This is a genomic window from Clostridium nigeriense, from assembly GCF_050585245.1.
GTDB classification, from domain to species: Bacteria; Bacillota; Clostridia; order Clostridiales; family Clostridiaceae; genus Clostridium; species Clostridium nigeriense_A.
Genome location: NZ_JBNOOF010000002.1, coordinates 241,906 through 265,077 on the forward strand (window position 1 = coordinate 241,906; position 23,172 = coordinate 265,077).

Sequence of the window (23,172 nt, forward strand, 5' to 3'; positions counted from 1 at the left end):
TGTAGCAAATTCATAGGTAGAGAAATATTTATATAGTAATAGTAATAAAATAGGAGATAGCCATATGCAAATGATGGATATGCTTTTTAGAGGATTAATGGGAGGCGGAATGCCAGGAATGGGTGGTGGAATGCCGGGTATGGGCGGTGGAATGCCAGGAATGGGTGGTGGAAATCCACTTATGAATATGCTACTAGGATCAATGATGGGTGGCATGGGAGGACAAAGACAAGGTCAAGGCCCTCAAGGGCAAGGAAATAATCCATTATCCATGCTGATGAATGGAATGTCAGGAATGGGAGGCGGAATGCCAGGAATGAGCGGTGGAATGCCGGGAATGAATGGTGGAATGCCAGGAATGGGTGGTGGAATGCCACAAGGAAATGGCATAGGTCAATTATTAAGTATGCTAATGGGGGGGAATGGAATGAACATGCCAAACCAAAACAATGGTATGAATGGAAACATGAATAACCCCATGAACAACAATATGAATAATCCTATGTCAATGTTTATGAATAATATGAATCAGCAACAACCACAACAAAATCAACAAAGAAATCAAGGACAAAATAGAAATAATAGTGTAGATATGAATCAGTTAATGAGTATGTTGATGAATGGAAATCAAGGTGATCAAAATAATATGAATAGCAGAAATAATAGCAATCCTCAAGGGGATCCTTTATCTATGTTATTCAGTGCAATGAATGGTGGAGCAACGAATGGAAACATGAATAGCAATATGAATGGTGAAATGAATCCTACTTCAAACCAAAGTGGAAATAGAAGTTCATCTAGAAGCCATAGAAGAAGATAGTAAGTGTGCTGGCGCAAAATTAATAATTAAAAATGAAGAATGAACAATTAAGGATAAAACTCCTTAGGGAGTTTTTAAGATTAAATTGTTTTTAGTAATCTTAGAATAAATTGTTCAATAATTGTTCATTGATAATTGCAAATTAGTAATTACATTAATGTGGCTGTCCTTTGGGCAGCCACATTTTGCTTAACATAATGTAATAAATTACATATAAAATAGTTAATTAAAATACTTTATTATTTTTATAAAAAATGATATGCTATATAATCGGAAATTTACATATAGGAGAATGCAAACTTATGATAAAAGCTGTGAAGAAAGAATTAACAAAAGATATGACAACTGGTAATCCGGTTAAATTAATATTATTATTTTCGATTCCATTACTTATAGGTAATGTTTTTCAACAATTTTATAGTATGGTAGATACTATTATAGTTGGTAGATTCATAGGGGTAGATGCATTAGCTGCAGTTGGGTCTACAGGTTCAATGTCTTTTTTGATAAATGGTTTTGTAGTAGGGATAACTAGCGGGTTTTCTGTTTTAGTATCTCAAAAATTTGGTGCTAAAGATGAGGAAGGATTAAAAAAAGCTACTTCAAGTGCTTTGGTCTTATCACTAGTAGCAACAGTTATAATTACATTAGTAAGTGTTTTATTAGCTAAGCCATTACTTCATTTAATGAATACACCAGAAAATATTATAGATGATGCATATATTTATATTGTAATAATTTATGCAGGAACTATAGCAACAGTAGTTTATAACATAATAGCAGGAATATTAAGGGCTTTAGGAGATAGTAAAACTCCATTATATTTTCTAATAATAGCATCGATATTAAATATAATTTTAGATATAGTATTTATAGTGAACTTTTCTATGGGAGTTTCTGGTGCAGCTTGGGCAACAATAATATCCCAAGGAGTTTCAGGAATACTATGTATAATTTATGCATATAAAAAATATAAAATTTTAAGATTAAAAAGAGAAGACTTTAAAGTTAAAAAAAATGTATATGTTAAGCATTTAAAAATAGGAATTCCTATGGCCTTACAGTTTTCTATAACAGCTATTGGTATAATGATAGTACAAGGAGCATTAAATGTTTTGGGATCTACAGTAATTGCTTCATATACAGCAGCATCTAAGGTATTACAAATAGTAATGCAACCAGCAATTACCTTTGGAGTAACTATGGCTACATATTGTGGACAAAATCTAGGAGCTAAAAATTATAATCGTATAAAAGAAGGGGTAAAAAATTGCATTCAAATATCTATAATAACAAGTATAATTGCAGGACTTGTATTAGTTTTTGGGGGAAAGTTCTTTGTTGGATTATTTATAAGTAATCCAGATGCAGAAATATTAGCCTATGCACAAGAATGTTTAAATTATGCAGCAGCATTTTTCATTCCTTTAGGAGTAATATTTATATATAGAAATGCACTTCAAGGAATGGGAGAGTCATTTGTTCCTATGATGGCAGGAGCTTTCGAGCTTATAGCAAGAGCAATAGTTGCTTTCACATTACCTAAATTTATAGGATACACAGGAATATGCTTATCCGATCCTATAGCATGGCTAGCAGCAGCAATTCCATTAGGACTTTATTATTATAAAAAAATAAAGTCTATTGAAAGTTAGGATTGGTAAAAGGTTGTAGTTTGCACTACAACTTTTTTTGATATATTTTTTTATTTCAATATATAAGGTTAGGGCTATAGAAGTCTTAAATATACTAATTAAAGCAAGGTCAGGATAGGTATTATAAAATATGATATAATAAGTAATAATAATTAACTAAAACAGAAATTATTAAATAGAAAGAAGGTGTTAGACTTGAAAGGAATAGCATTAGGAAATAGTGATTTTAAAACAATTATTGAAGATGATAGATATTTTGTAGATAAAACTCTTTTAATAAAGGAATTTTTAGAAGATCCATCCCAAATAGTTTTAATTCCAAGACCAAGAAGGTTTGGGAAAACACTTAATTTATCTATGATAAGATACTTTGTTGAAAAATGTGATAAAGATAGAAGATATCTTTTTAATAACCTTCTTATAGAAAAAGAAGAAGAGATAATGAAAAAACAAGGAATATATCCAACTATATATTTAACTTTTAAAGATGAAAAGCATAATAAATTTAATTTCCTTATTGAAAGGATTAAGTGGTTTATAACAGAGATATATAATGAACATAAAGAAGTTTATAATATTTTAAAGGATAAACAAGATAAAGATTTCTTTAATAAAATAATTAATAGTGATTACAGCATAGCTGAATTAGAATTAGCATTGAAAAATTTATGTAAATATCTTTATGAATATCACGGTGAAAAAGTTATTATTTTAATAGATGAATATGATACACCAATTCAACATAGTTATTTTTCAGGAATTTATGATGAAACTATTGGATTTATGAGAAACTTTTTATCTAACACATTAAAAGATAATATATATTTAGAAAAAGCAATGCTTACAGGAATACTAAGAGTAGCTAGAGAGTCTATATTTTCAGGGCTTAATAACATACAAGTATATTCTATACTTAAAGAAGGATATTCAAAACAATTTGGTTTTACAGATATAGAGATAGAAAAAATATTAAATGACTTTAATGTAGTGGAGCAAAGAGAAGAATTTAAAAGATGGTATAATGGATATATTTTTGGAAGCACAGTAATTTATAATCCATGGTCAGTGTTATCCTATTTAAAAGATAAAAATAATGACTTTATGCCTTATTGGGTAAATACTTCAGAAAATAAAATAATAAAAACTATATTAGCAAAAGGTAGTGAAGGATTAAAAAAATCCTTTGAAGAACTGCTTAGGGGAAATACTATAGAAGTTAGTATAGATGAAAATATAGTAATGGCAGATATAGAAAGAGATGAAAATAATATATGGAGCTTCTTACTTATGTCGGGATATCTAAAAGTTGTAGGAAGAAGAAGAGAAGGAAAAGATTTTTACTATAGTTTAAAGATTCCTAATTTAGAAGTTGAATCTATGTATGAAAAAATAATTCGTGACTGGCAAAGTGAAAGCTATGTTGCTTCAGAATATAATGAAATGCTAAAGGCTTTAGTAAACTTTGATTTTAAAGTATTTAAGCTTATATTTTCAAGATATGTAAGGGAGTCTTTTAGTTATTTTGACGTAAGTGGAAAAATGCCTGAAAAAGTATATCATGCCTTTACCTTAGGACTTTTAGTTTCTTTAAGCAGAACACATCAAGTGTTATCAAATAGAGAATCAGGCTATGGAAGATATGATATAATGGTTATTCCTAAAGATATAAGTAAGATAGGAATAATAATAGAATTCAAAAAATACTACGAAGAGTATGGCGAAACCATAGAAGAATTAATAGAAGAAGCAAAAAAGCAAATAGAAGATAAAAAATATGAAACAGAACTTATAAATAGAGGAATAACTAATATTAAAAAACTAGTTATAGTATTTAAAGGAAAAGAAGTTTACATTAATGATGTAAGTTAATTAGAGGCTAGGAAACTAGCTTCTTTTTTTATGCCTGGGCATAGAGTTGGACTCTATAAGTTCTGTTATCTATCTAAATTTGATATAAGGAGATTAGAAATATATAAATAATAATACATAAATACAATTCAAGCTTATTAAAAAATGTGGAGTATTTTATAAGGAAGAATTAGACGGAAATTTAAATAAAATGTTATAATTAAATTAGATATGGAATATTTTATAAAATCCAGAGGCGTTGGATATGAATGTAATAAGCATTTTGCTAATTATACACCTAGATTTATAGAAAAAATTGTTAATAAAAGAGATTGAAATATGAGGATTAATAGGGGGATTTTATGACTTATCAAAGTGAGTATGAACTTGAAGAACTTCTTATAAAACAATTAGAAACTCAAGGATATACGAAAGTTTCAATAAATAATGAAGACGATTTGAAAGCAAATTTTAGAAATATGTTATTTGAGTATAACAAAGAAAAGCTTAATAATATTCCTTTCACAGACAAGGAGTTTAATAGAATATTAATTCATTTAGAAGGAAAGAGTATATTTAATAGTGCAAAATTATTTAGAGATAAATTTGTACTAGAAAGAGATGATAGTACTGAGGTTTACATAGAGTTTTTTAATAGCAAAAATTGGACAAGAAATAAGTTCCAAGTTACAAATCAAGTAACAATGATTAATAAGTACACTAATAGGTATGATGTAACTATTCTTATTAACGGGTTACCTCTAGTTCAGATAGAGCTTAAGAGAAGAGGCTTAGATTTAAGGGAAGCCTTTAATCAAATAGAAAGATATAGAAGACATTCATATAAAGGGTTGTATAGATATATCCAATGCTTTATTATTACTAACGGAGTTGATACTAAATATTTTTCTAATAGTGATAAGCCTCTTAACTTTAATTTTACTTTTTTCTGGAGTGATGAGAAGAATAAGAGAATTAGTAATTTAAATTCATTTACTTCTAGTTTTTTAGATAGATGTAATTTAAATAATGTTATTGGTAAGTACATGATTATTAATGAAACTGATAAAAATTTAATGGTTATGAGACCTTATCAAATTTATGCAGTTGAAGCACTTACTAAGAGGGCTATAGAAACTAATAATAACGGATTTATATGGCATACCACTGGAAGTGGTAAGACCTTAACATCTTTTAAATCAAGTCAATTATTATCTAATGAAGAAAAGATTAAAAAAGCATTTTTCTTAATAGATAGAAAAGACTTAGATTCTCAAACTGTAGAAGAATTTAATAAGTTTGAGAAAGATTGTGTAGATACTACTAATAATATAAGTAAGCTTATTTCACAAATTGAAGATGTTAATAGCAGACTTATTGTAACTACTATTCAAAAGTTAGCAAGACTACTACAAGCAGAAAAGTATGCCCATAGAATGGAGAAGTATAGAGAAGACAAGATAATATTTATAATAGATGAATGTCATAGATCTCAATTTGGAGAGATGCACACTGCTATTAATAAGCACTTTAAGAATGCACAATACTTTGGCTTTACAGGAACTCCAAGACTTATGGAAAATAGAAGTCAAGATGGTAGAACCACAGCAGATTTATTTGATAAATGTCTTCATACTTATCTTATAAAAGATGCTATAAATGATAATAATGTACTTGGATTTTCTGTGGAATATATTAAGACCTTTGATGGTGACTTAGATGAAAATGACGATACAAAGGTAAGTGCTATAGATAAAGAAGAAGTATTTCATGCACAAGAAAGAATAGAAATGGTTGCAAAGCACATAATAGACAATCATAATGCTAAAACTGCTAATAAAAAGTTTACTTCATTATTTACTGTAGATAGTATACCAACTCTTATTAAATATTATGATACCTTTAAGAGATTGGATCATGATTTAAAGATTGCAGCAGTTTATACATTCCAAGATAATGAAGATTTAAGTGGGAAAGAGGAGCATTCAAGAGATAGCTTAGAAAGAATTATTGAAGACTATAATAGTATGTTCCCAAGTAAAGATAATACAAAATTCTCTACAGATACTTTCCAAGCTTACTTTAAGGATTTATCTAGAAAGCTAAAAACAGCAGAAGTAGATATAGTGCTTGTTGTAAATATGTTTTTAACTGGTTTTGACTCAAAGCCACTTAATACTCTTTATGTAGATAGAAATTTAAACTATCATGGATTAGTACAAGCCTTTTCAAGAACTAATAGAGTTTTAGATGATACAAAGCCTTATGGTAATGTAGTTTGTTATAGAAATCTAAAGAAGAATACTGATGAAGCTATTTGCCTTTTCTCTCAAACAGGTAATACAGATGTAGTTCTTATGGAAAGCTATGATTATTATTTAGAAGCTTTTAAGAAAAAGCTAATAGAGTTATATAATGTAGCTCCAAGTGTTGAGTCCTTAGATGATATAAAGGATGAAGAACATAAGAAAAAGTTTATTGAAGCCTTTAGAGATTTAAGTAAGCAGCTTATAAAGTTAAAAACTTTCGTTGATTTTGAGTTTGACAAAGAAAAAATAGGTATGTCACATCAAGAATATGAAGACTATAAGAGTAAATACTTTAATATTTATGATGAAGTTAGAAAAAATGCTAATGAAAAAGAGTCTATTTTATTAGACATTTACTTTGGAATAGAGCTAATGCAAACTGATAAAATTAATGTTAACTATATTATGAATTTAATTAGAGATATTGATTTTGATAATGAAGATAAGAGGAAGGCTGATATAGAAAAAATTAAGAAGTTATTAGATAGTGCTGATAATGATAATTTGAGATTAAAAGCAGATTTAATAAGGTCTTTCCTTGATGAAGTTGTTCCTAAAGCTGATGGAAAAGATTCGATGGATGAATTATTTAATAACTTTGTAGAAGAAAAGAGAGTTTATGAAATAACAGAGTTTGCAAATGATATTGATATTGAAAGAGAAACAGTGAAAGAATATATTACAGAGTATGAATACTCAGGCACTATAGATAGTGCACAAATTAAAGATAATGTTAAAGGGAGCCTTTTAAAGAAAAGAAAATTAGCAGATAGAATTAAAAGTTTTATTATAGATAATGTAGCAAAATTCACATTTTAATTAATGTAATGTACGGAGGAAAAATATGAGCGTTTCAGAAATACAAAGAGAGCAACAAAGTAATTTACAAACAAAGCTATGGGATATAGCAAATGATTTAAGAGGAAATATGGATGCTAGTGAATTTAAGAACTATATATTAGGGCTTATATTCTATAGATATCTTTCAGAAAATGTTAATAATAGAGCAAAGAAACTTTTAGAAGAAGATAATATGACCTATGAAGAAGCTTGGGAAGATGAGGAGTATAGAGAAGCTCTTCAAGAAGAATTAGTTTCTGATATTGGCTACTTTATTGAGCCAAAGTATTTATTTTCAAAGCTATTAGAAAGTATTGAAACAGGAGATTTTGATATAGAAATATTAGAAGAAGCTATAAATAATATAACAGAATCAACACTAGGACATGAAAGTGAAGAGGAATTTGACCATCTATTTGATGATATGGATTTAAAATCAACAAAGCTAGGTAAAGACGTAAAGTCAAGAAGTGCTTTAATTGCAAAGGTTATGGGAAATATAGCATCAATTGATTTTGCCTTTGATGATTCAGAAATAGATATATTAGGTGATGCTTATGAATATTTAATAGGACAATTTGCAGCTAATGCAGGTAAGAAGGCAGGGGAGTTCTATACACCTCAACAAGTTTCTAAAATACTTGCAAAGATAGTAACTATGGGAAAAGCTAATTTAAAGAACGTATATGATCCAACCTGTGGTTCAGGATCTCTACTTCTTAGAGTTGCTAGAGAATCAAAAGTTAGAATGTTCTATGGTCAAGAAAAGACTTCAACTACTTACAATCTAGCAAGAATGAATATGTTGCTTCATGGAGTAAGCTATAAGAATTTTAATATAAAAAATGATGATACACTAGAAAATCCTGAGCATCGTGGAATGAAATTTGAAGCTATCGTTGCAAACCCACCATATTCAGCAAATTGGAGTGCTGATAATAAGTTTTTAGATGATGAAAGATTTTCAGCATATGGAAAGCTTGCACCAAAGAGTAAGGCAGACTTTGCATTTATTCAACATATGATTGCACAACTTGATGATAATGGAACAATGGCAGTTGTATTACCACACGGAGTTTTATTCAGAGGAGCAGCAGAGGGAGTAATAAGAAAATACTTAATAGAAGATAGAAATTACCTAGATGCAGTTATAGGATTACCAGCAAATATATTCTTTGGAACATCAATACCAACAGTAATACTAGTATTTAAAAAGCATAGAGAAAATGCTGATAATATCTTATTTATAGATGCATCAAATGACTTTGAAAAAGGTAAAAATCAAAATAACTTAAGAAACTCAGATGTTGATAAAATAATTGAAACATTTAGTAAGAGAGAAACTATTGATAAATATTCTTATAAAGCTACTTTAGATGAAGTTAAAGAAAATGACTATAACCTAAATATTCCAAGATATGTAGATACATTTGAAGAAGAAGAGAGAATAGATATAGTTGCTGTTAAAAATAATATTGCAAAGATAGATGAAGAATTAGAAGAGTTATATAAAAGTCTAGAAGAAGACTTAAAACAACTTGGGCTTTAGGAGGTATGATTATGAGTAATAATATACCAAAGTTAAGATTTAAGGGGTTTAATGATGAGTGGAAAGAGCAAAAATTAGGCGATTTTTTAGAGTTTTATAGTACGAATTCGTTATCTAGAGATTGTCTAAATTATAAAGGTGGTTCTATAAAAAATATTCATTACGGTGATATTCATATGAAGTTTCCAGTAATATTGGATGTAAATAAGCATATAATTCCATTTATAAATGATTATATAGATACTTCTAAAATAAATAAAGATAGTTTTTGTAAAGATGGAGATTTAGTAATAGCAGATGCATCAGAAGATTACAATGATATTGGTAAAGCTATTGAAGTTGAAAATATAGGTGAATATAAAGTAGTTGCAGGATTACACACAATTTTAGCAAGGGATAATAAGAAAATTACTGCTAGAAAATTTAAAGGTTATATGATGTTAAATGAGAAAATAAGAAAACAAATAAAGATACTAGCAGCAGGGGCAAAGGTTTTAGGTATTTCAAAAAGCAATTTAGCTAAAGTAAGTGTTAAATTACCATCATTAGAAGAGCAAGAAAAAATAGCAAAATTTTTAAATAAGGTTGATAAAATTATAGAAAAGCAAGAAGAAAAAGTAAGCAATCTTACAAGTTATAAAAAGGGTATGATGCAAAAGATATTTTCTCAGGAGATACGATTTAAGGATGAGAATGGAGAAGAGTATCCTGAGTGGGAGGAGAAAAAGATAGGTAGTCTTGGGGAAACATATACTGGATTAACTGGAAAAACGAAAGATGATTTTGGATTTGGTAATGGGAAATATATAACTTATATGAACGTATTTAAAAATACTAAAATTGATTTAAATATGATTGAACAAGTTAATATTGTTGAGAATGAGAGACAGAATAATGTTGAAGCTGGAGATTTATTATTTACAACATCATCAGAAACTCCTAAAGAAGTTGGAATGGTATCTGTATGTAATAAAAGTTATGAAAATTTATATTTAAATAGTTTTTGTTTTGGATTTAGGTTAAATAATCTTAAGAATATAAATTGTGAATTTATGGCCTACTTAATGAGAAGCCCTAAAAGTAGAGCGAAAATTTCAATTTTAGCACAAGGATCTACTAGATACAATCTATCTAAAACTGAGTTGTTGAAAATGATAATAAAAATTCCTTGCTTAGAGGAGCAAACTAAAATATCTAATTTCTTTTCTAATATAGATGAAATACTAGAAAAAGAAAAAGAAAAATTAGAAGAATTAAGATTATGGGAAAAGGGATTATTACAACAGATGTTTGTATAGTAAAAAACTTAGGTAACAGTGTAGTATTAATAATTAATGCTATGCTGTTATTATTTAAAGAGGTAATTATATATACTTGGAGGAAGGTTATGAGGAGAATTAAGGTTTATTCAGACATAGATTTAGATTGTGGATATCAATTAAATAAGCTAGAAGATGCAATTGAAATTTTTGATATTAATAGAGGTAATTATGAAAGTAATGAAATACTTGAAATTTATAATATTATCAAATATATAGATAAGGAATTGTATTTACCATCATGGAATGAAGAATTTATAAAAAAATTAAAAGCGCTTAATAAAGTATTTAAATCAATAGTAGGTAAATTTGTTAGTGAATTAAATTATGAAAAATATAAATATCAAATATAAGGCAACTCTTAACAACTTCAGTCGAGGAAACCTCTACATCAGAAACACTCCTAGAGGTATAAAAAAACTCTAAGTACAAGTAATATAGATGACTATCTAGATATGAAACTTGGACCTGGAAGAAATTTTAACATCTGGGGGATTGGGGGGAGTGTGACGAACATCTTGCTACAGAAGATTTAAGTTGGAGCAATTGGGCTGCAAATGATGAAGGGATGATAGGGAATGAACTTTTATAAAGACTATTAAGTGTATTTAACCTTCATAAAATAGGTAGAATACCAAGAGGTGCATTTGTTTCATATACTGGAATTGATACAAATCTTTTATTCTTTTAAAAAGAAAAGGCTATAGAAGAAGTATGGTACTTTGAATATTAACACCAGAAGAATATGTTTCGAAAATAGAAAATCTTCAGTCATGAAAAAACTAATTAATGGTATAGGTGCAGCTACAACACTAGGAAGAAAGATAATTCGTAATTTATGTGGATTAAAAGGGTTTAGTGATATTAATTACAATTAAGGTGTACATATTGGTAGGGAAATCACAAAATAATGGATAATAAATTGGGGAAAATTCTTGCCAACTTTTACTTGATTCAAACTAAACTAATACAATAATTGACAAAAACTCCTTTAATATGATATAATCTCTTTGCCCATAATAATAGATTATGGGGAATAGGATTGTTGTCAAGAGATAACAGGCATTCTTGTGAATGAATTTAATAAATTTGTTCACTGCTAAATCTGTTATTTCGCTGATAAAGTATTCGACCAATAGTATAATTACATTCATCAGAATGTCAGTTATAGAAACAAAGTCAATTTGTAATATTGTTGTTGAGCTTATCATAGCACAATAGACCTCCATAGTTATAGTTATATATATTATAGCATAATTATTGATTAACGTAGTTTGGACGGTTAATATGAACAAGCACAATAGGCTCTTAGCTTAGAGTAAGAAGTAAATATTAAGTTTAACCTTATACCCTACAGTAATTTCGGAACACTGTCCTCCGTACTGTAGGGTATTGCGATATAGAGGAGTATATTATGGAAAAATTATTAAAATGGAAAAAAGAAAATGCACGTCCGGCCGGATATGCTCATTTTGATGAAAAGTTTGGATTAAACACAGCATGGGATTATATTACAAAACCCAACAAAGTTGCGAGACATAGTTTCTTTCCATTTATCACATACGATCAAATATTCTATAAAGTGTCAAAAAAGGACGGGAAAGTCGTTGTTAAGGATAAGGTTAGACCAATATGCTATTCTGCTCACATAGACAGATGTATTTATCAGTATTATGGATATTTGTTAAACGAGAAATATAATGATTATGTTAAGAGAGAAGGAATATCTGAATCTGTTGTTGCTTACAGAACAAATCTACATAAAAACAATATCAATTTTGCAAAACAAGCATTTGACTTTATCAAAAAAGACGATTGCAATATTATTGTAGGTGATTTTAAAGGTTTCTTTGATAACTTAGATCATAAATACCTTAAAAGTATGCTTTGTGAAGTACTCGGAGTAGAAACACTATCTAATGACTGGTATGCTGTATATAAAAATATTACAAGATATTCAACTTGGGATTTAACAGATATTTTAAAAATAAATGGTTTGATAACCGATGCAGATATTAAGGAAAAGAAAGATGCTCATAAGGATGCATTAGATGGAAAAACTAGAAAAGCTAGAAAATTAATTAAAAATATTGAGGATAAAATTGAAGAATTAAATGGATTTAAAATTGAAGATCCTAAGATACGTTCTAAAAAATTAGCATTAACAAAAGAACAATTCAAGCAATACAAAAAGAGTTATTTAAAAATTCATAAGGATACTTTTGGAATTCCACAAGGGTCATCTATAAGTACTGTACTTTCTAATGTTTATATGATTGACTTTGACAAAAAAATAAGTAGATTTATCAAAAAATTTAACGGGATGTATCTTAGATATAGTGATGATTTTATAATTATATTGCCAAAGGATTCTGAAGTTACATTTACAGAAGTCGTAACATACTTGCGTAGTGTTGTAGTTGAAACTGATAAATTAACTTTAGAGGCTAAAAAAACTCAAATATATTCATACGAAAATAATGAAATCATTAATATTACCAAAACAACTGATAATTATAAATCTTATATTGACTACTTAGGATTTATATTTGATGGAAAGCAAGTGACTTTAAGGCCTAAGACAGTCTCTAAATATTATTATAGAATGTACAAAAAACTCAACCACATTGTAAAAAGTAAGGGTTTTAGTAAAAAAGGTAATAAAATTAGCTATACTGAATTATATAAAACTTATACACAGAAAGGGAGAAGTGGTGAATATGACCCGTTAAAACTCCCTATGAAAGTTATAATAAAAGACAAAAATAATCCATATAAGAGTGGGAATTTCTTCTCATATGTATATAAAGCGGATGAAATTTTTAATTCCGAGTATGTTGGAAAAAATAAGGTTGAAAACCCTGTAAATCATAAGGAACCAATAACTCAATCTACTCAAAGGCATATGCTTAAAATAAGACGAGTTAGAGATAAAATAAAATAGTTTTTATGAACACCTGTTGATGTATCAATAGGTATTTTTCATTAGATAGGAGAATTATAAAAAGTCAATAATTTTAAAAGAAGATATCTTAGCTATAGCAACTTCAGTGTACGACAAGCAAGGGCATTAAAAGATAAAGTAGCAGTTTCGTGTCAGACAAGCTGACGACTCAAAAATTCCCCTAGGGGAAACAGGACTTTACAGGAACAAGTAATTTAAATTAGGGGTTGTTATTTTGGAATTCCTATTAAGCATTAGAGATGTTTCTATTAAAACAATGATAAAAATAGGAATAGCTAATCAGGTACATAAGTACTCATTAGCTGTTCCTATTTCTTTGTTTATAATGTGATATGTGTACTTTAGGGAATATATTTCATTTTATAATAAAGCTGAATATTACGTAAAAATCCTTCATAGAAAGTCAGCATTAAATAAGATTACAGCAATAATTATTTGAAAATTTATTAATGATGAAGTAATTATATTTAAAATAGAAGATTTTATATAAGTAAAATATTTATTAAGGGAGCAGCGGGATGCTTTCTTAATATTGTATTAGCAACTTAATAAAGAAATAACATTAAAAGATCCCCCTTGGACTCAATGTGTAAGGGGTATTTTCTTATACTTTTAACTTAAAAACAAGTTAGATAATAATTAAAAGAAAGTAATAGGGTTAAATATCTCTAAAGTTATTAAATCTAAAATTTTTAATTAAAAATAATTAAAAGAAAATACTAGCTTATGTTAATGATATTGTAAAATTATTTTTTGTCTTTCAATAAATATAATATACGAATATCTAAAATATTTCTTCAATAAAATAAGATATAGTAATATTTTATGAGGACGTATGAAAAAATTATTCTATAATCAAATAAAAAGTGCTACTGAAGAAAGAGATATTGAATTAGTTTATAAAAATAATATAAATGCTAACTTTAAATACTCAGAAATAACATATCCTTTTAAATGTGATGGATATTTAGAAGAAAACCTAATGTATGATGATATACATAAAGTTTTAAGACTTATAATGGAATTTAAGTATGGATTAGATTTTAATAATGATATTGATAGGGCTAAAGTTTTAGTACAAGTTATATTTTATTTAAAGCAGTTTAATTTAAGAACAAATAGAGATTATATGGACATGCCTAATGTAATTTTAGCTGGTGATAAAACTACATGTTTTGTAATAAGTTCTAGTGATGTAGAAATGTACTTAGAAAGAAATTTAGATTGGAGAACAGCACCTTCAGAAGCTCCAAATAAATATAAAGATTTAACTTTGGAAATAAGTAACAATAAACTAATTAATCCTATAATATTCAATATTGACAAGAGTTTTAAATTTGAGAATGTAGTTAGAGATATTAAAAGATTAATAATTGAAATAAAGACAAAATTTAAGGTTACTGAAGCCAATTTATTAGAAACTTATGATTATTTTATAGAACGTATAATAAAAGATCCTTCTAAATATTCTGCATCTGATTTAGTTCAATGTTTTATAGATACAATAGTTGGTGAAGCGGAAATATCAAAAAAGAAAGATAGTAAATTTATTGCTAAAAAAGATAGGCGTATAGAAATTGATTCTTATAGATATCAGCAGTTTGAAGAGGAGTATTCGGTAAAATATTCTATAGAGGAAAAGAATAGGTTTATAGCTATGAAGGATAGATTAACTGAAGATACTAAAAGAAGGATTAATGGCGAATTTTTTACTCCTACTATTTGGACAAATGAGGCACATAAACAGTTAAGTTATGTATTTGGTCCAAATTGGAGAGAAGAATATGTAGTATGGGATTGTGCATGGGGAACTGGTAATTTAACAAGAGATTATTATTTCAAAGAACTATATTGCTCAACTATAGACAAGGTTGATCTTGAATTGGGAGATAACTATAATAGGAATTCTCAAAAGTTTGTATATGACTTTTTGAATGATAATCCAGAGCTATTAATTTCTAGTGAAGTAAATAATTCTTTAATTCCAATATCATTATATAATGCATTACTAAAAAATAAGAAAATAATATTTCTTATTAATCCACCTTTTGGTGAAGGAAGTAATGGAAAACAAAATGGGAAGAAAAGTAAAGATGGTATAGCTAATACAAAGGTTAAGTCAATGATGGAAAAGGAAGGGTTTAAAAATGCATCGCAGCAGTTATATATTCAGTTTCTATATAGAATATTAAAATTAAAACAAATATTTAATTTAGATAATTTAAGCATAGGAGTTTTTACTCCAACATTATTTTTATCTGGAGAGAGAGGCGAAAAATTTAGAGAAACTTTTTTAGAAAACTTTAAGTTTGAGAAAGGTATTGTATTTAATGCAAGTTATTTCTCAAATGTATCGTCTGAATGGGGAATTGGATTTTCAATATGGACTTCTGGAGAAAATAAGGGAAAGAAGAATTTTAACTTTTTAGTTAAAGAATTAAATGAGAAAGGCAAGATTGAAACAAGTGGAGAAAAATCAATATATAATTTAGAGCCAAAGGAAAGATTATCATCTTGGATTAAGGATAAAAAATCTAATAATAAAGTTGAGACTATAACATTAAAATCGGCTATAACTATTGATAAAAAAACAAGAATGGTTGATAAAGATGCAATAGGATTTTTAATGAATGATTCAAATAATGTATATGCTAATACTCAAGGGGTATATATATTATCTGCCCCTGTTACAAGACATGTAAAGACAACAACAATAACAAAAGAAAATTATAAAAAATGCTGTTCATTATTTGCAGCAAGAAAAGTAATTAAATCTAATTGGCTAAATCAAAAAGATAATTATATGATTCCAAATATTAATCATCCTAAATATAAAGAATATGAAAATGACAGTATAATATATTCCATTTTCTCAAATGAAAGTGGGGTTAGTTCACTTAGAAATGTAAAAATAGAATATAAAAATTTTGATATTATAAATGAAATGTTCTTTATGAGTATTAAAGAAATTCAAAACTTAGCTAATATAAATAATAATGAAATGGTATATTGGGATTGTAAAAGATATAGTAAAGAAAGATTCATATATGAAGAATTAGAGAAATTAGAACTTTCAGAAGAAGGAAAATTAATTTTAAATACAGCAAGAAAATTAGTAAGAGAAAGTTTCAAATATAGAGATGAATTTAATAAATATCACCCAAGATATAATATAAATACATGGGGTGCAGGATGGTATCAAATAAAATTTATGTTAACCAAATATATGAAAAAAGAACTAGAATTATTTGAAGATATGATAAAGAATCTAGAAGATAAAATGAGACCTTTGGTTTATGAACTTGGATTTTTAAAATAGTAATAATAAACAAAAAATTGAAAATATTAAATATTGCATTTCAAAAGTAAAATAAAAGAAAATCTTATTATTTAAGGTTTTCTTTTATTTTATAGATTTTAATTTTTTAAAATCATTTTTTATATTAGACTTAATATTTTTTAATTTAGAAGTTATATAATCAATTTTAATTGAAAATATAAAACTTATGACTAAAGATATTAACAATAATACAGATTTTAAAATTAGATACTTTGATATAATCTCAAATTTAAGGGCAAAAATTATGATAAATATAAGTGTTAAATTTACGATAATAATTAAAGATACAAAATAGTAATTTTTTTTATTCATATAATCATATAAATTTAAAAATATCAATAAAAAATCTACTAATATGAAAATAATAGAAAAAACAAAAGTAAATCTAATAATAAAGTTATCGAATTGATAGGTTTTTAAAATTATATTAAGGAATAGACAAGATAAAAATAAAATTAAGTAGGATTGAATTATTGAGTAAAGAAAAAGTGTTATATTAGTATCTTTAAAAAAAGTAGTGATTTTTTCTAAATAATTAATTTTATTTTTATTTATTACATAATTTTGTTCTTTCTTCAAGTGAGCAATATTTTCATTTACAAAATTTTCTATTTCAGATATTTTATTTTTTATGTTATAAGTAGTTACATTTTTTAATAAATTTGAATAATCACTATTATTATAATATTGTAATTTATTTAATGAAGTTATTAAATAAATACTATTTAATTTTTGATTTTTATATAAAAATATATCATTTTGAACATCTATATGAGATTTTAACGCACAATCATTAAGTTCAGAGTTTTTATCATTTGATTTGATATTATTTGAAAAAATAAACTTGAAAGTTATTGTAAAAGATATTATTATTAAAGCCCAAGATAGAGATAATATATCACCATTCTTATAGAAATTAGAAATCTGTTCTAAAATAAAGTCCATTTTATAACCTTCCTATATAAATATTAAACTATCAAATAATTCTTTTGAAACTTATAAAATATTAATAAACATTTTACCTGTTATCTCCTGAATATTTGCAATTATTTTTGAATTATAATTCAAGAAAACAATACGAAAATTAGATACCACTAAAAACTTTAAAATTTTTTAATGGTATCTAATTTCTAAGTCTTTTTATTTAAGCTTTAGTATATGATGTTTTATTACATTTAGGGCATGGTGGCAAAGTATCAGTATTATCATCTAATACTACTCTTTGTCCACAAAAAGTACATACATATGTACCTTTACCAGGTTTTTCACCAGTTGAATATGACATAAAAACACCTCCTTTTTAGTTTTATAATATTAGTATAGCCTTATAAACTTATATTAACAATATTGTAAATATAAGTTTATACAATTATATGTAAGGTTTAGACCTCAAGCAAAATGATTTTATACAAAACTTACCAATTGATAATTAGTAATTGCTAATAAAATCAAAATGATTTATCGTCAATTTAGTAATGAAAATATTAATATAAAGAATAGAGGGCTATTTAAATTAGGAGTTTTATATTGGAAATTCTAAATTACACCAATTAATAGCATTTGCCTTTTGCTCGGCTATAAATGATAATTTAAATTGTATTTATTATATGTGTACCATATATAATAAAAAATTAGATAACATAAATAATAACCAATGTATTATAAAATTAAACAAAAGTATTAAAGAAATTTCAAAAGATTTATTTAAATAATTAACACTTGTAGTAATTATTGATGAGATATGAATAGTTTAATATAATAAAGGTAATAAATTAAACAAAAGATAAACAAGGAAGAAAAATAATGAGTGAAAATATAAAAAAGGATATTCATCATATACATGATAAGAGCTATAAGGATTTATATTCAAAGAAGGAAATAGCAGTAGATTTATTTAAGTCATTAGTTGATAAAGAATGGGCTAAGTATCTGATTCCAGAAAACTTAACACTAGTTAATAAATCATATGTAACATCAGATTATGAAGAGTTAGAATTTGATATTGTTTACAAAGCTAATCTTAATAATACTGAAATATATTTTTATATACTTTTAGAATTTCAAACAACAGTAGATTATAGAATGCCACTTAGATTAAAAAAGGAAACTCACTTAGCAAGCTAAGGAGTACAAGGTTATAGCTAAATCAAAGATTTAGAGAACCATAGCATGTGTGAAATATTAAGAGAGGACGCAGTTAATGCAAGACATAAAAAGTATGATAAAAATATAAAAATACCAGCTATAATTCCTATTGTTTTATATAATGGAGAAGAGAAGTGGGTTGTTCCTAAAGAGTTTAGGAAAATGATTTACAATGAAGAGCTTTTTGGAAGTAATATTTTAAACTTTACTTATGATGTGTTTGATATAAGTAATGATGAAAAATTAGAAATTGCAAGAAATATGATGAAGTTAGGACTTGATATAGATACTATTATAGAAGCAACTGGACTAAGTAAAGAAGAAATTATTGAAAAATTAAATATTAAAGAATAAATGGTAGTATTTAAGTTTTAGAATTTACGAAAAATTTAAGGAAGTCCTAACAAGGAACCTAGTGAATAATGCTAATGCCATATAGTTAGAAATTTAAAGAGAGAAGTTTTAATTAGTTTTATAAGTCAAATTAGTGTTTAAATAGATTTAAAATTAATTTGTTAGTAAATGAGTTAGAAAAAGTATTAGCGTAATATGAGAAAACACAGCGATTGCTGTGTTTTTTGTTTACTATGATTTAAAACATAATGTTACTAAAAATCAACACTATATTATTAGGTATATACTAATTAATACTTTAATATATTATAAAGTGAAGAATAGTAGGAGTGTATAGATGGCCGTATAATTAAATTAGCTTTATTAATATTAATGGCGGAGTTGGTAAAACAACAAAAAAATAAGAAAGTTTTCATAACCATTAGTGAATTAAAGAATATAGAAAAGGAGTGATTACTATTATAATTGAAAGATTTCCTAATACTGATTGGTGGTGTGATCGATGTAATGCATACTTAAATAATCAGTCAGGATTTAATGATCATAAATATATTTGGCAATGTACAGAGTGTGGACATAAAAATAGCATTTCAGGTTCTAACATATACGAATCTGAAGATTACTACAAAAATCAAAAAAGATGTTAATAATTTTATCATTATTAAATTAGAGTTATTAAGTAGATCTTTTAAAGTTATAGGTTTTAACACGCCTCAAAGTAAAATGATACTAGATCTAAGAAAATCTTAAAAGGCTCATTTGTTAACATAAAAAGAAATTATAAGGAGGATAAAAATGGATAAATGTAGTAACTGCCAAAAATCGTTGTCTGGAGGGGATTTAACACTTCCTTGGGAAAATGGAGGTAATAAATACGCTTATGTTATATGTCCGCATTGTAGATGTAAGAATATTTTATATGATTTTGGTGGCCAAGATGATGATGATGATTAAAAGTATGGTGAGGAGTAGATTAAATTAAGAAGGCACCCCACAAGTACCCTGGGCATGATTATGACATTGAAAGTGCAAAATCTACAAATAGATTTACTAAAAATTTTGCGTAATGTATAAAGCTATGGATAAGATTGAAGTCTTTATCCATAGCTTATATTTTTTATATCTACTTTACCATTTGATACTAAATTTATTCTTAGAATTCATGCAGGGTAATTTAAATTCAAAAAAGTTTAAATGTTTTCCGTTAGTTGAAAATCTATCTCCAACAATATGCAGAGTATAGCCCATAATAAATCCTAATGTAAGATATATATTACCAATATTATATATGGTATAGAAAAAAAGCATTGTCCCAAACCATTTATGAGTGAACATTCTATGTGGTGACAATTTTCCTAAGGTCACTAAAATAATAAAATATAGACTATATTTATTTTGCACAATAATTGTAGATAATATTTCCATAACTCTATTTGTTATATTCAGCTTATAGACTAGTGCAAACAATAATAAAGTTATTACTAAGACTTTATTAAAAATTTGACTTGCTTTAGATTTTTCAGCGTCTATATCTGGTAAATATGACCCTATGATGCTCCCGCTAATAAGGGGAATAAAATAATTTAAATTTTGATCCTTATCTAAATTAAAGACAGCTAGTCCCATAATGCTTGTAGCTGTTATTCCAATAGCTAAGTGTTCTCTACCTTTCATTAGTTTTCTCCATTTATCTTTTGTAATTTCTTATAGTGTACTATATTTCCTTAAAAAACAAAAGTATGTTCGCAAATAACATTCTAAGATAGACGAGTTAGTAATCTTTGATTTTTTAGGTTTTATAATAGTTTATTAGTTATATACTTATTAAATTCTAAATACATTATAAGGTAAATAATATTAGGAGTTTATAAATGACACGAATAATTAGTTTTATTAACCTTAAAGGTGGAGTTGGAAAAACAACAACAACAGTTGCTGTAGGTGAAATATTGGCAAAGGAACATAACAAGAGAGTATTAGTAGTGGATTTAGATCCACAAACAAATGCTACAGTATTATTAATCAGTCAGGAAAGATGGAAAGTAGCTAATGAAAACAATAAAACAATTCATCAATTATTCTTAGATTTAAAAGAAAATACTAAAGCATTTAACATAAGAAAATCAATAATAAAAGGTGTTAGTAATATTGGAGGTGGAATAGATAAGCTTGATTTACTTCCATCAAGTATTGATTTAATTGATATTGGTGATGATATTGTAGGATATAATAATAGGCAAGAGGTTATAACATCACTAAAAAAAGAACTTAATAAGACAGATGAGAATGGGACAAGCATTAAAGATAAATATGATTATATTTTAATAGATTGTCCTCCTAATCTAGGTGCAATTACAATGTGTGGAGTTTATATAAGTAAGTATTATATAATACCTGTACTACCAGATACTTTATCAACTTATGGATTAAAGCAAGTTAATAGGAAAATTAATGAGAAAGCTAGAGAAATTAAAAGATTTGATGAAGATTTTGATATAAAACCTTTAGGGGTGTTAATAAATAGATATAGAAATACTAAGTCATATAATGTAATTAAAGATTCATTAATATTAAGTAGCACAAAAAATGAAATTCCAAAGGTATTTGATACAATAATTTCAAATACAACTAACTATGCTGATGTATGTGATTTTGACGAAGCTAGAAATACAATAAGGCAAAAATATAATGATTTTCATACATTAAATAAATTAGTAGATGAAATTAAAAGCAGGTGTGATGAATATGAAAGGTAGTGGAATTTTAAATGAAGTAAGAACTGCTCTCTTAGCTGGTGAAAGTAGAGAATATTTAAACAAAATATATAATAAGGGAACTGTAACAAAAGTATATAATAAATTAATAAAAAATAATGAACTAGATACTAATAATAGTTTAGATAATCCTAAAGATAAAGAAGTTAAAATAACTAACTTAATACAAGAAATACTACTATTAGTAGATAAAAATAAAGAATACAGTGTTACTATAAAAATTAAAGAAGATAAAATAGAAAATAAAAAAAATGAAGATTTAATAAATCCATTTAAGCTAGCAGGAGAAGTTAATATAGATAAAATGAAAGAGGTTTTAAATGATAAAGATAATGAATATATTAAAAGCGTTATAAAAAAACATTTAAAATATAATACCAAAAAACTTAACTCATTAAATACTAAAGAAGAATTAATAGAGTATATAATAAAATCAATAAAGAAAGCTACCAGCATTGGAGAGAGTTTTAGATAAAAATTTAAAAAGAATTTATAAGAAATTATTTGTTAGGAGTAAATAAAAGTAACAATGGATAAGGTAGTTAATTTAAAAGAAAATTATTATATAAGTATAAGATGTATATCATATCTTTAAATATTTAGAGAAGTTAGTAAGTAGTATATAAGTAATAATAAAACTATAAGAGAGTAGATTATTATAAATATTGAATAAGATAATTTTAATGATAGATGATTATAAAGGTAGAATAGTTAATACCTTGTAATTATCTATTTTTTTATATAGATTTACAGATATATCTTTTTGAAAGTTTAGTAATAAATTAATAAAGATTAAATTTTTTAAGTTTAATACCAATAATGGTTAATTAATTAAAAAGTATGAAATTAAATAAAAAAATAGTTTCTGAAAATAACTAGAGAATTATAGGAGGGTAGTAATGAAATAAAACAAATACTTTCATATTAAAAGAAAAAAATAGCACTTGAATCACTAATTAAATATAATAATATAAGCAATAAATTAGGAGCTTTATATGGAAAATTCTAAATTATATCAATTAATAGCATTTGCCTTTTGCTCAGCGATAAATGATAATTTAAATTGTATTTATTATATGTGTACCATATATAATAAAAAAATAGAAAACATAAATAATAACGAATATATTATAAAATTAAACAAAAGCATTAAAGAAATTTCAAAAGATTTATTTAAATAATCAATACTTATTGTAATTATTGATGACATATGAATAGTTTAATATAATGGAGAATAAAAGAAGTTGCCATAAA

General features: G+C 26.1%; 16 protein-coding genes and 1 pseudogene. 14 read left to right on the plus strand and 3 right to left on the minus strand.

Annotated features, from left to right (window positions below):
* Positions 1–64 precede the first annotated feature (64 nt).
* The 9 genes from ACQPUY_RS04500 (at position 65) to ACQPUY_RS04540 (ending at position 16,624) form a co-directional block, all read left to right on the plus strand.
* A complete protein-coding gene (locus ACQPUY_RS04500) occupies positions 65–820 on the plus strand; it encodes a hypothetical protein (RefSeq protein WP_430839733.1) in 756 nt (251 codons plus the stop codon).
* Between the two features lie 302 nt (positions 821–1,122).
* Entirely contained in the window at positions 1,123–2,475 is a 1,353-nt protein-coding gene (locus tag ACQPUY_RS04505; RefSeq protein ID WP_430839734.1) for an MATE family efflux transporter, read from the plus strand.
* A 195-nt stretch (positions 2,476–2,670) separates the two neighbouring features.
* A complete protein-coding gene (locus ACQPUY_RS04510; RefSeq protein ID WP_430839735.1) occupies positions 2,671–4,344 on the plus strand; it encodes an AAA family ATPase in 1,674 nt (557 codons plus the stop codon).
* A gap of 341 nt (positions 4,345–4,685) precedes the next feature.
* Complete coding sequence (locus ACQPUY_RS04515) at positions 4,686–7,451, plus strand: type I restriction endonuclease subunit R (RefSeq protein ID WP_430839736.1); 2,766 nt, start codon at positions 4,686–4,688, stop codon at positions 7,449–7,451.
* 25 nt (positions 7,452–7,476) lie between these two features.
* Positions 7,477–9,021: a type I restriction-modification system subunit M gene (locus ACQPUY_RS04520; RefSeq protein WP_430839737.1), complete on the plus strand. Its 1,545-nt coding sequence runs from the start codon at positions 7,477–7,479 to the stop codon at positions 9,019–9,021.
* Positions 9,022–9,032: 11 nt separating this feature from the next.
* On the plus strand, positions 9,033–10,319 hold the full coding sequence (locus ACQPUY_RS04525; RefSeq protein WP_430839738.1) for a restriction endonuclease subunit S: 1,287 nt from the start codon (positions 9,033–9,035) through the stop codon (positions 10,317–10,319).
* Positions 10,320–10,408: 89 nt separating this feature from the next.
* Positions 10,409–10,693, plus strand: coding sequence for a hypothetical protein (locus ACQPUY_RS04530; protein ID WP_430839739.1), 285 nt, complete (start codon positions 10,409–10,411; stop codon positions 10,691–10,693).
* 1,061 nt (positions 10,694–11,754) lie between these two features.
* Positions 11,755–13,284: a reverse transcriptase/maturase family protein gene (locus tag ACQPUY_RS04535; RefSeq protein ID WP_430839740.1), complete on the plus strand. Its 1,530-nt coding sequence runs from the start codon at positions 11,755–11,757 to the stop codon at positions 13,282–13,284.
* 856 nt (positions 13,285–14,140) lie between these two features.
* Positions 14,141–16,624, plus strand: coding sequence for a hypothetical protein (locus ACQPUY_RS04540; RefSeq protein ID WP_430839741.1), 2,484 nt, complete (start codon positions 14,141–14,143; stop codon positions 16,622–16,624).
* Between the two features lie 84 nt (positions 16,625–16,708).
* On the opposite strand, the gene ACQPUY_RS04545 is transcribed toward ACQPUY_RS04540, so the two are convergent.
* Both ACQPUY_RS04545 and ACQPUY_RS04550 read right to left on the minus strand, forming a co-directional pair.
* Positions 16,709–17,590 carry a hypothetical protein gene (locus ACQPUY_RS04545; RefSeq protein WP_430839742.1) on the minus strand — a complete coding sequence of 294 codons (882 nt, stop codon included), beginning with the start codon at positions 17,588–17,590 and terminating at the stop codon, positions 16,709–16,711.
* A gap of 199 nt (positions 17,591–17,789) precedes the next feature.
* Positions 17,790–17,930: a zinc ribbon-containing protein gene (locus tag ACQPUY_RS04550; RefSeq protein WP_430839743.1), complete on the minus strand. Its 141-nt coding sequence runs from the start codon at positions 17,928–17,930 to the stop codon at positions 17,790–17,792.
* Between the two features lie 518 nt (positions 17,931–18,448).
* Between ACQPUY_RS04550 and ACQPUY_RS04555 the strand changes: the two are divergent.
* The 3 genes and pseudogenes from ACQPUY_RS04555 (at position 18,449) to ACQPUY_RS04565 (ending at position 20,098) form a co-directional block, all read left to right on the plus strand.
* Positions 18,449–19,144 (plus strand): annotated as a pseudogene (locus tag ACQPUY_RS04555) (Rpn family recombination-promoting nuclease/putative transposase).
* 449 nt (positions 19,145–19,593) lie between these two features.
* Positions 19,594–19,791 (plus strand): Sec23/Sec24 zinc finger-containing protein, encoded by a 198-nt coding sequence (locus ACQPUY_RS04560; RefSeq protein WP_430839744.1) that lies wholly within the window; start codon positions 19,594–19,596, stop codon positions 19,789–19,791.
* Positions 19,792–19,939: 148 nt separating this feature from the next.
* Entirely contained in the window at positions 19,940–20,098 is a 159-nt protein-coding gene (locus ACQPUY_RS04565) for a hypothetical protein (protein WP_430839745.1), read from the plus strand.
* Between the two features lie 174 nt (positions 20,099–20,272).
* On the opposite strand, the gene ACQPUY_RS04570 is transcribed toward ACQPUY_RS04565, so the two are convergent.
* Complete coding sequence (locus ACQPUY_RS04570; protein ID WP_430839746.1) at positions 20,273–20,818, minus strand: metal-dependent hydrolase; 546 nt, start codon at positions 20,816–20,818, stop codon at positions 20,273–20,275.
* 197 nt (positions 20,819–21,015) lie between these two features.
* On the opposite strand from ACQPUY_RS04570, the gene ACQPUY_RS04575 reads away from it, so the two are divergent.
* Positions 21,016–21,900 carry a ParA family protein gene (locus ACQPUY_RS04575; protein ID WP_430839747.1) on the plus strand — a complete coding sequence of 295 codons (885 nt, stop codon included), beginning with the start codon at positions 21,016–21,018 and terminating at the stop codon, positions 21,898–21,900.
* On the plus strand, positions 21,884–22,393 hold the full coding sequence (locus tag ACQPUY_RS04580) for a hypothetical protein (RefSeq protein WP_430839748.1): 510 nt from the start codon (positions 21,884–21,886) through the stop codon (positions 22,391–22,393). Before ACQPUY_RS04575 ends, ACQPUY_RS04580 begins: the two co-directional genes overlap by 17 nt.
* Positions 22,394–23,172 lie beyond the last annotated feature (779 nt).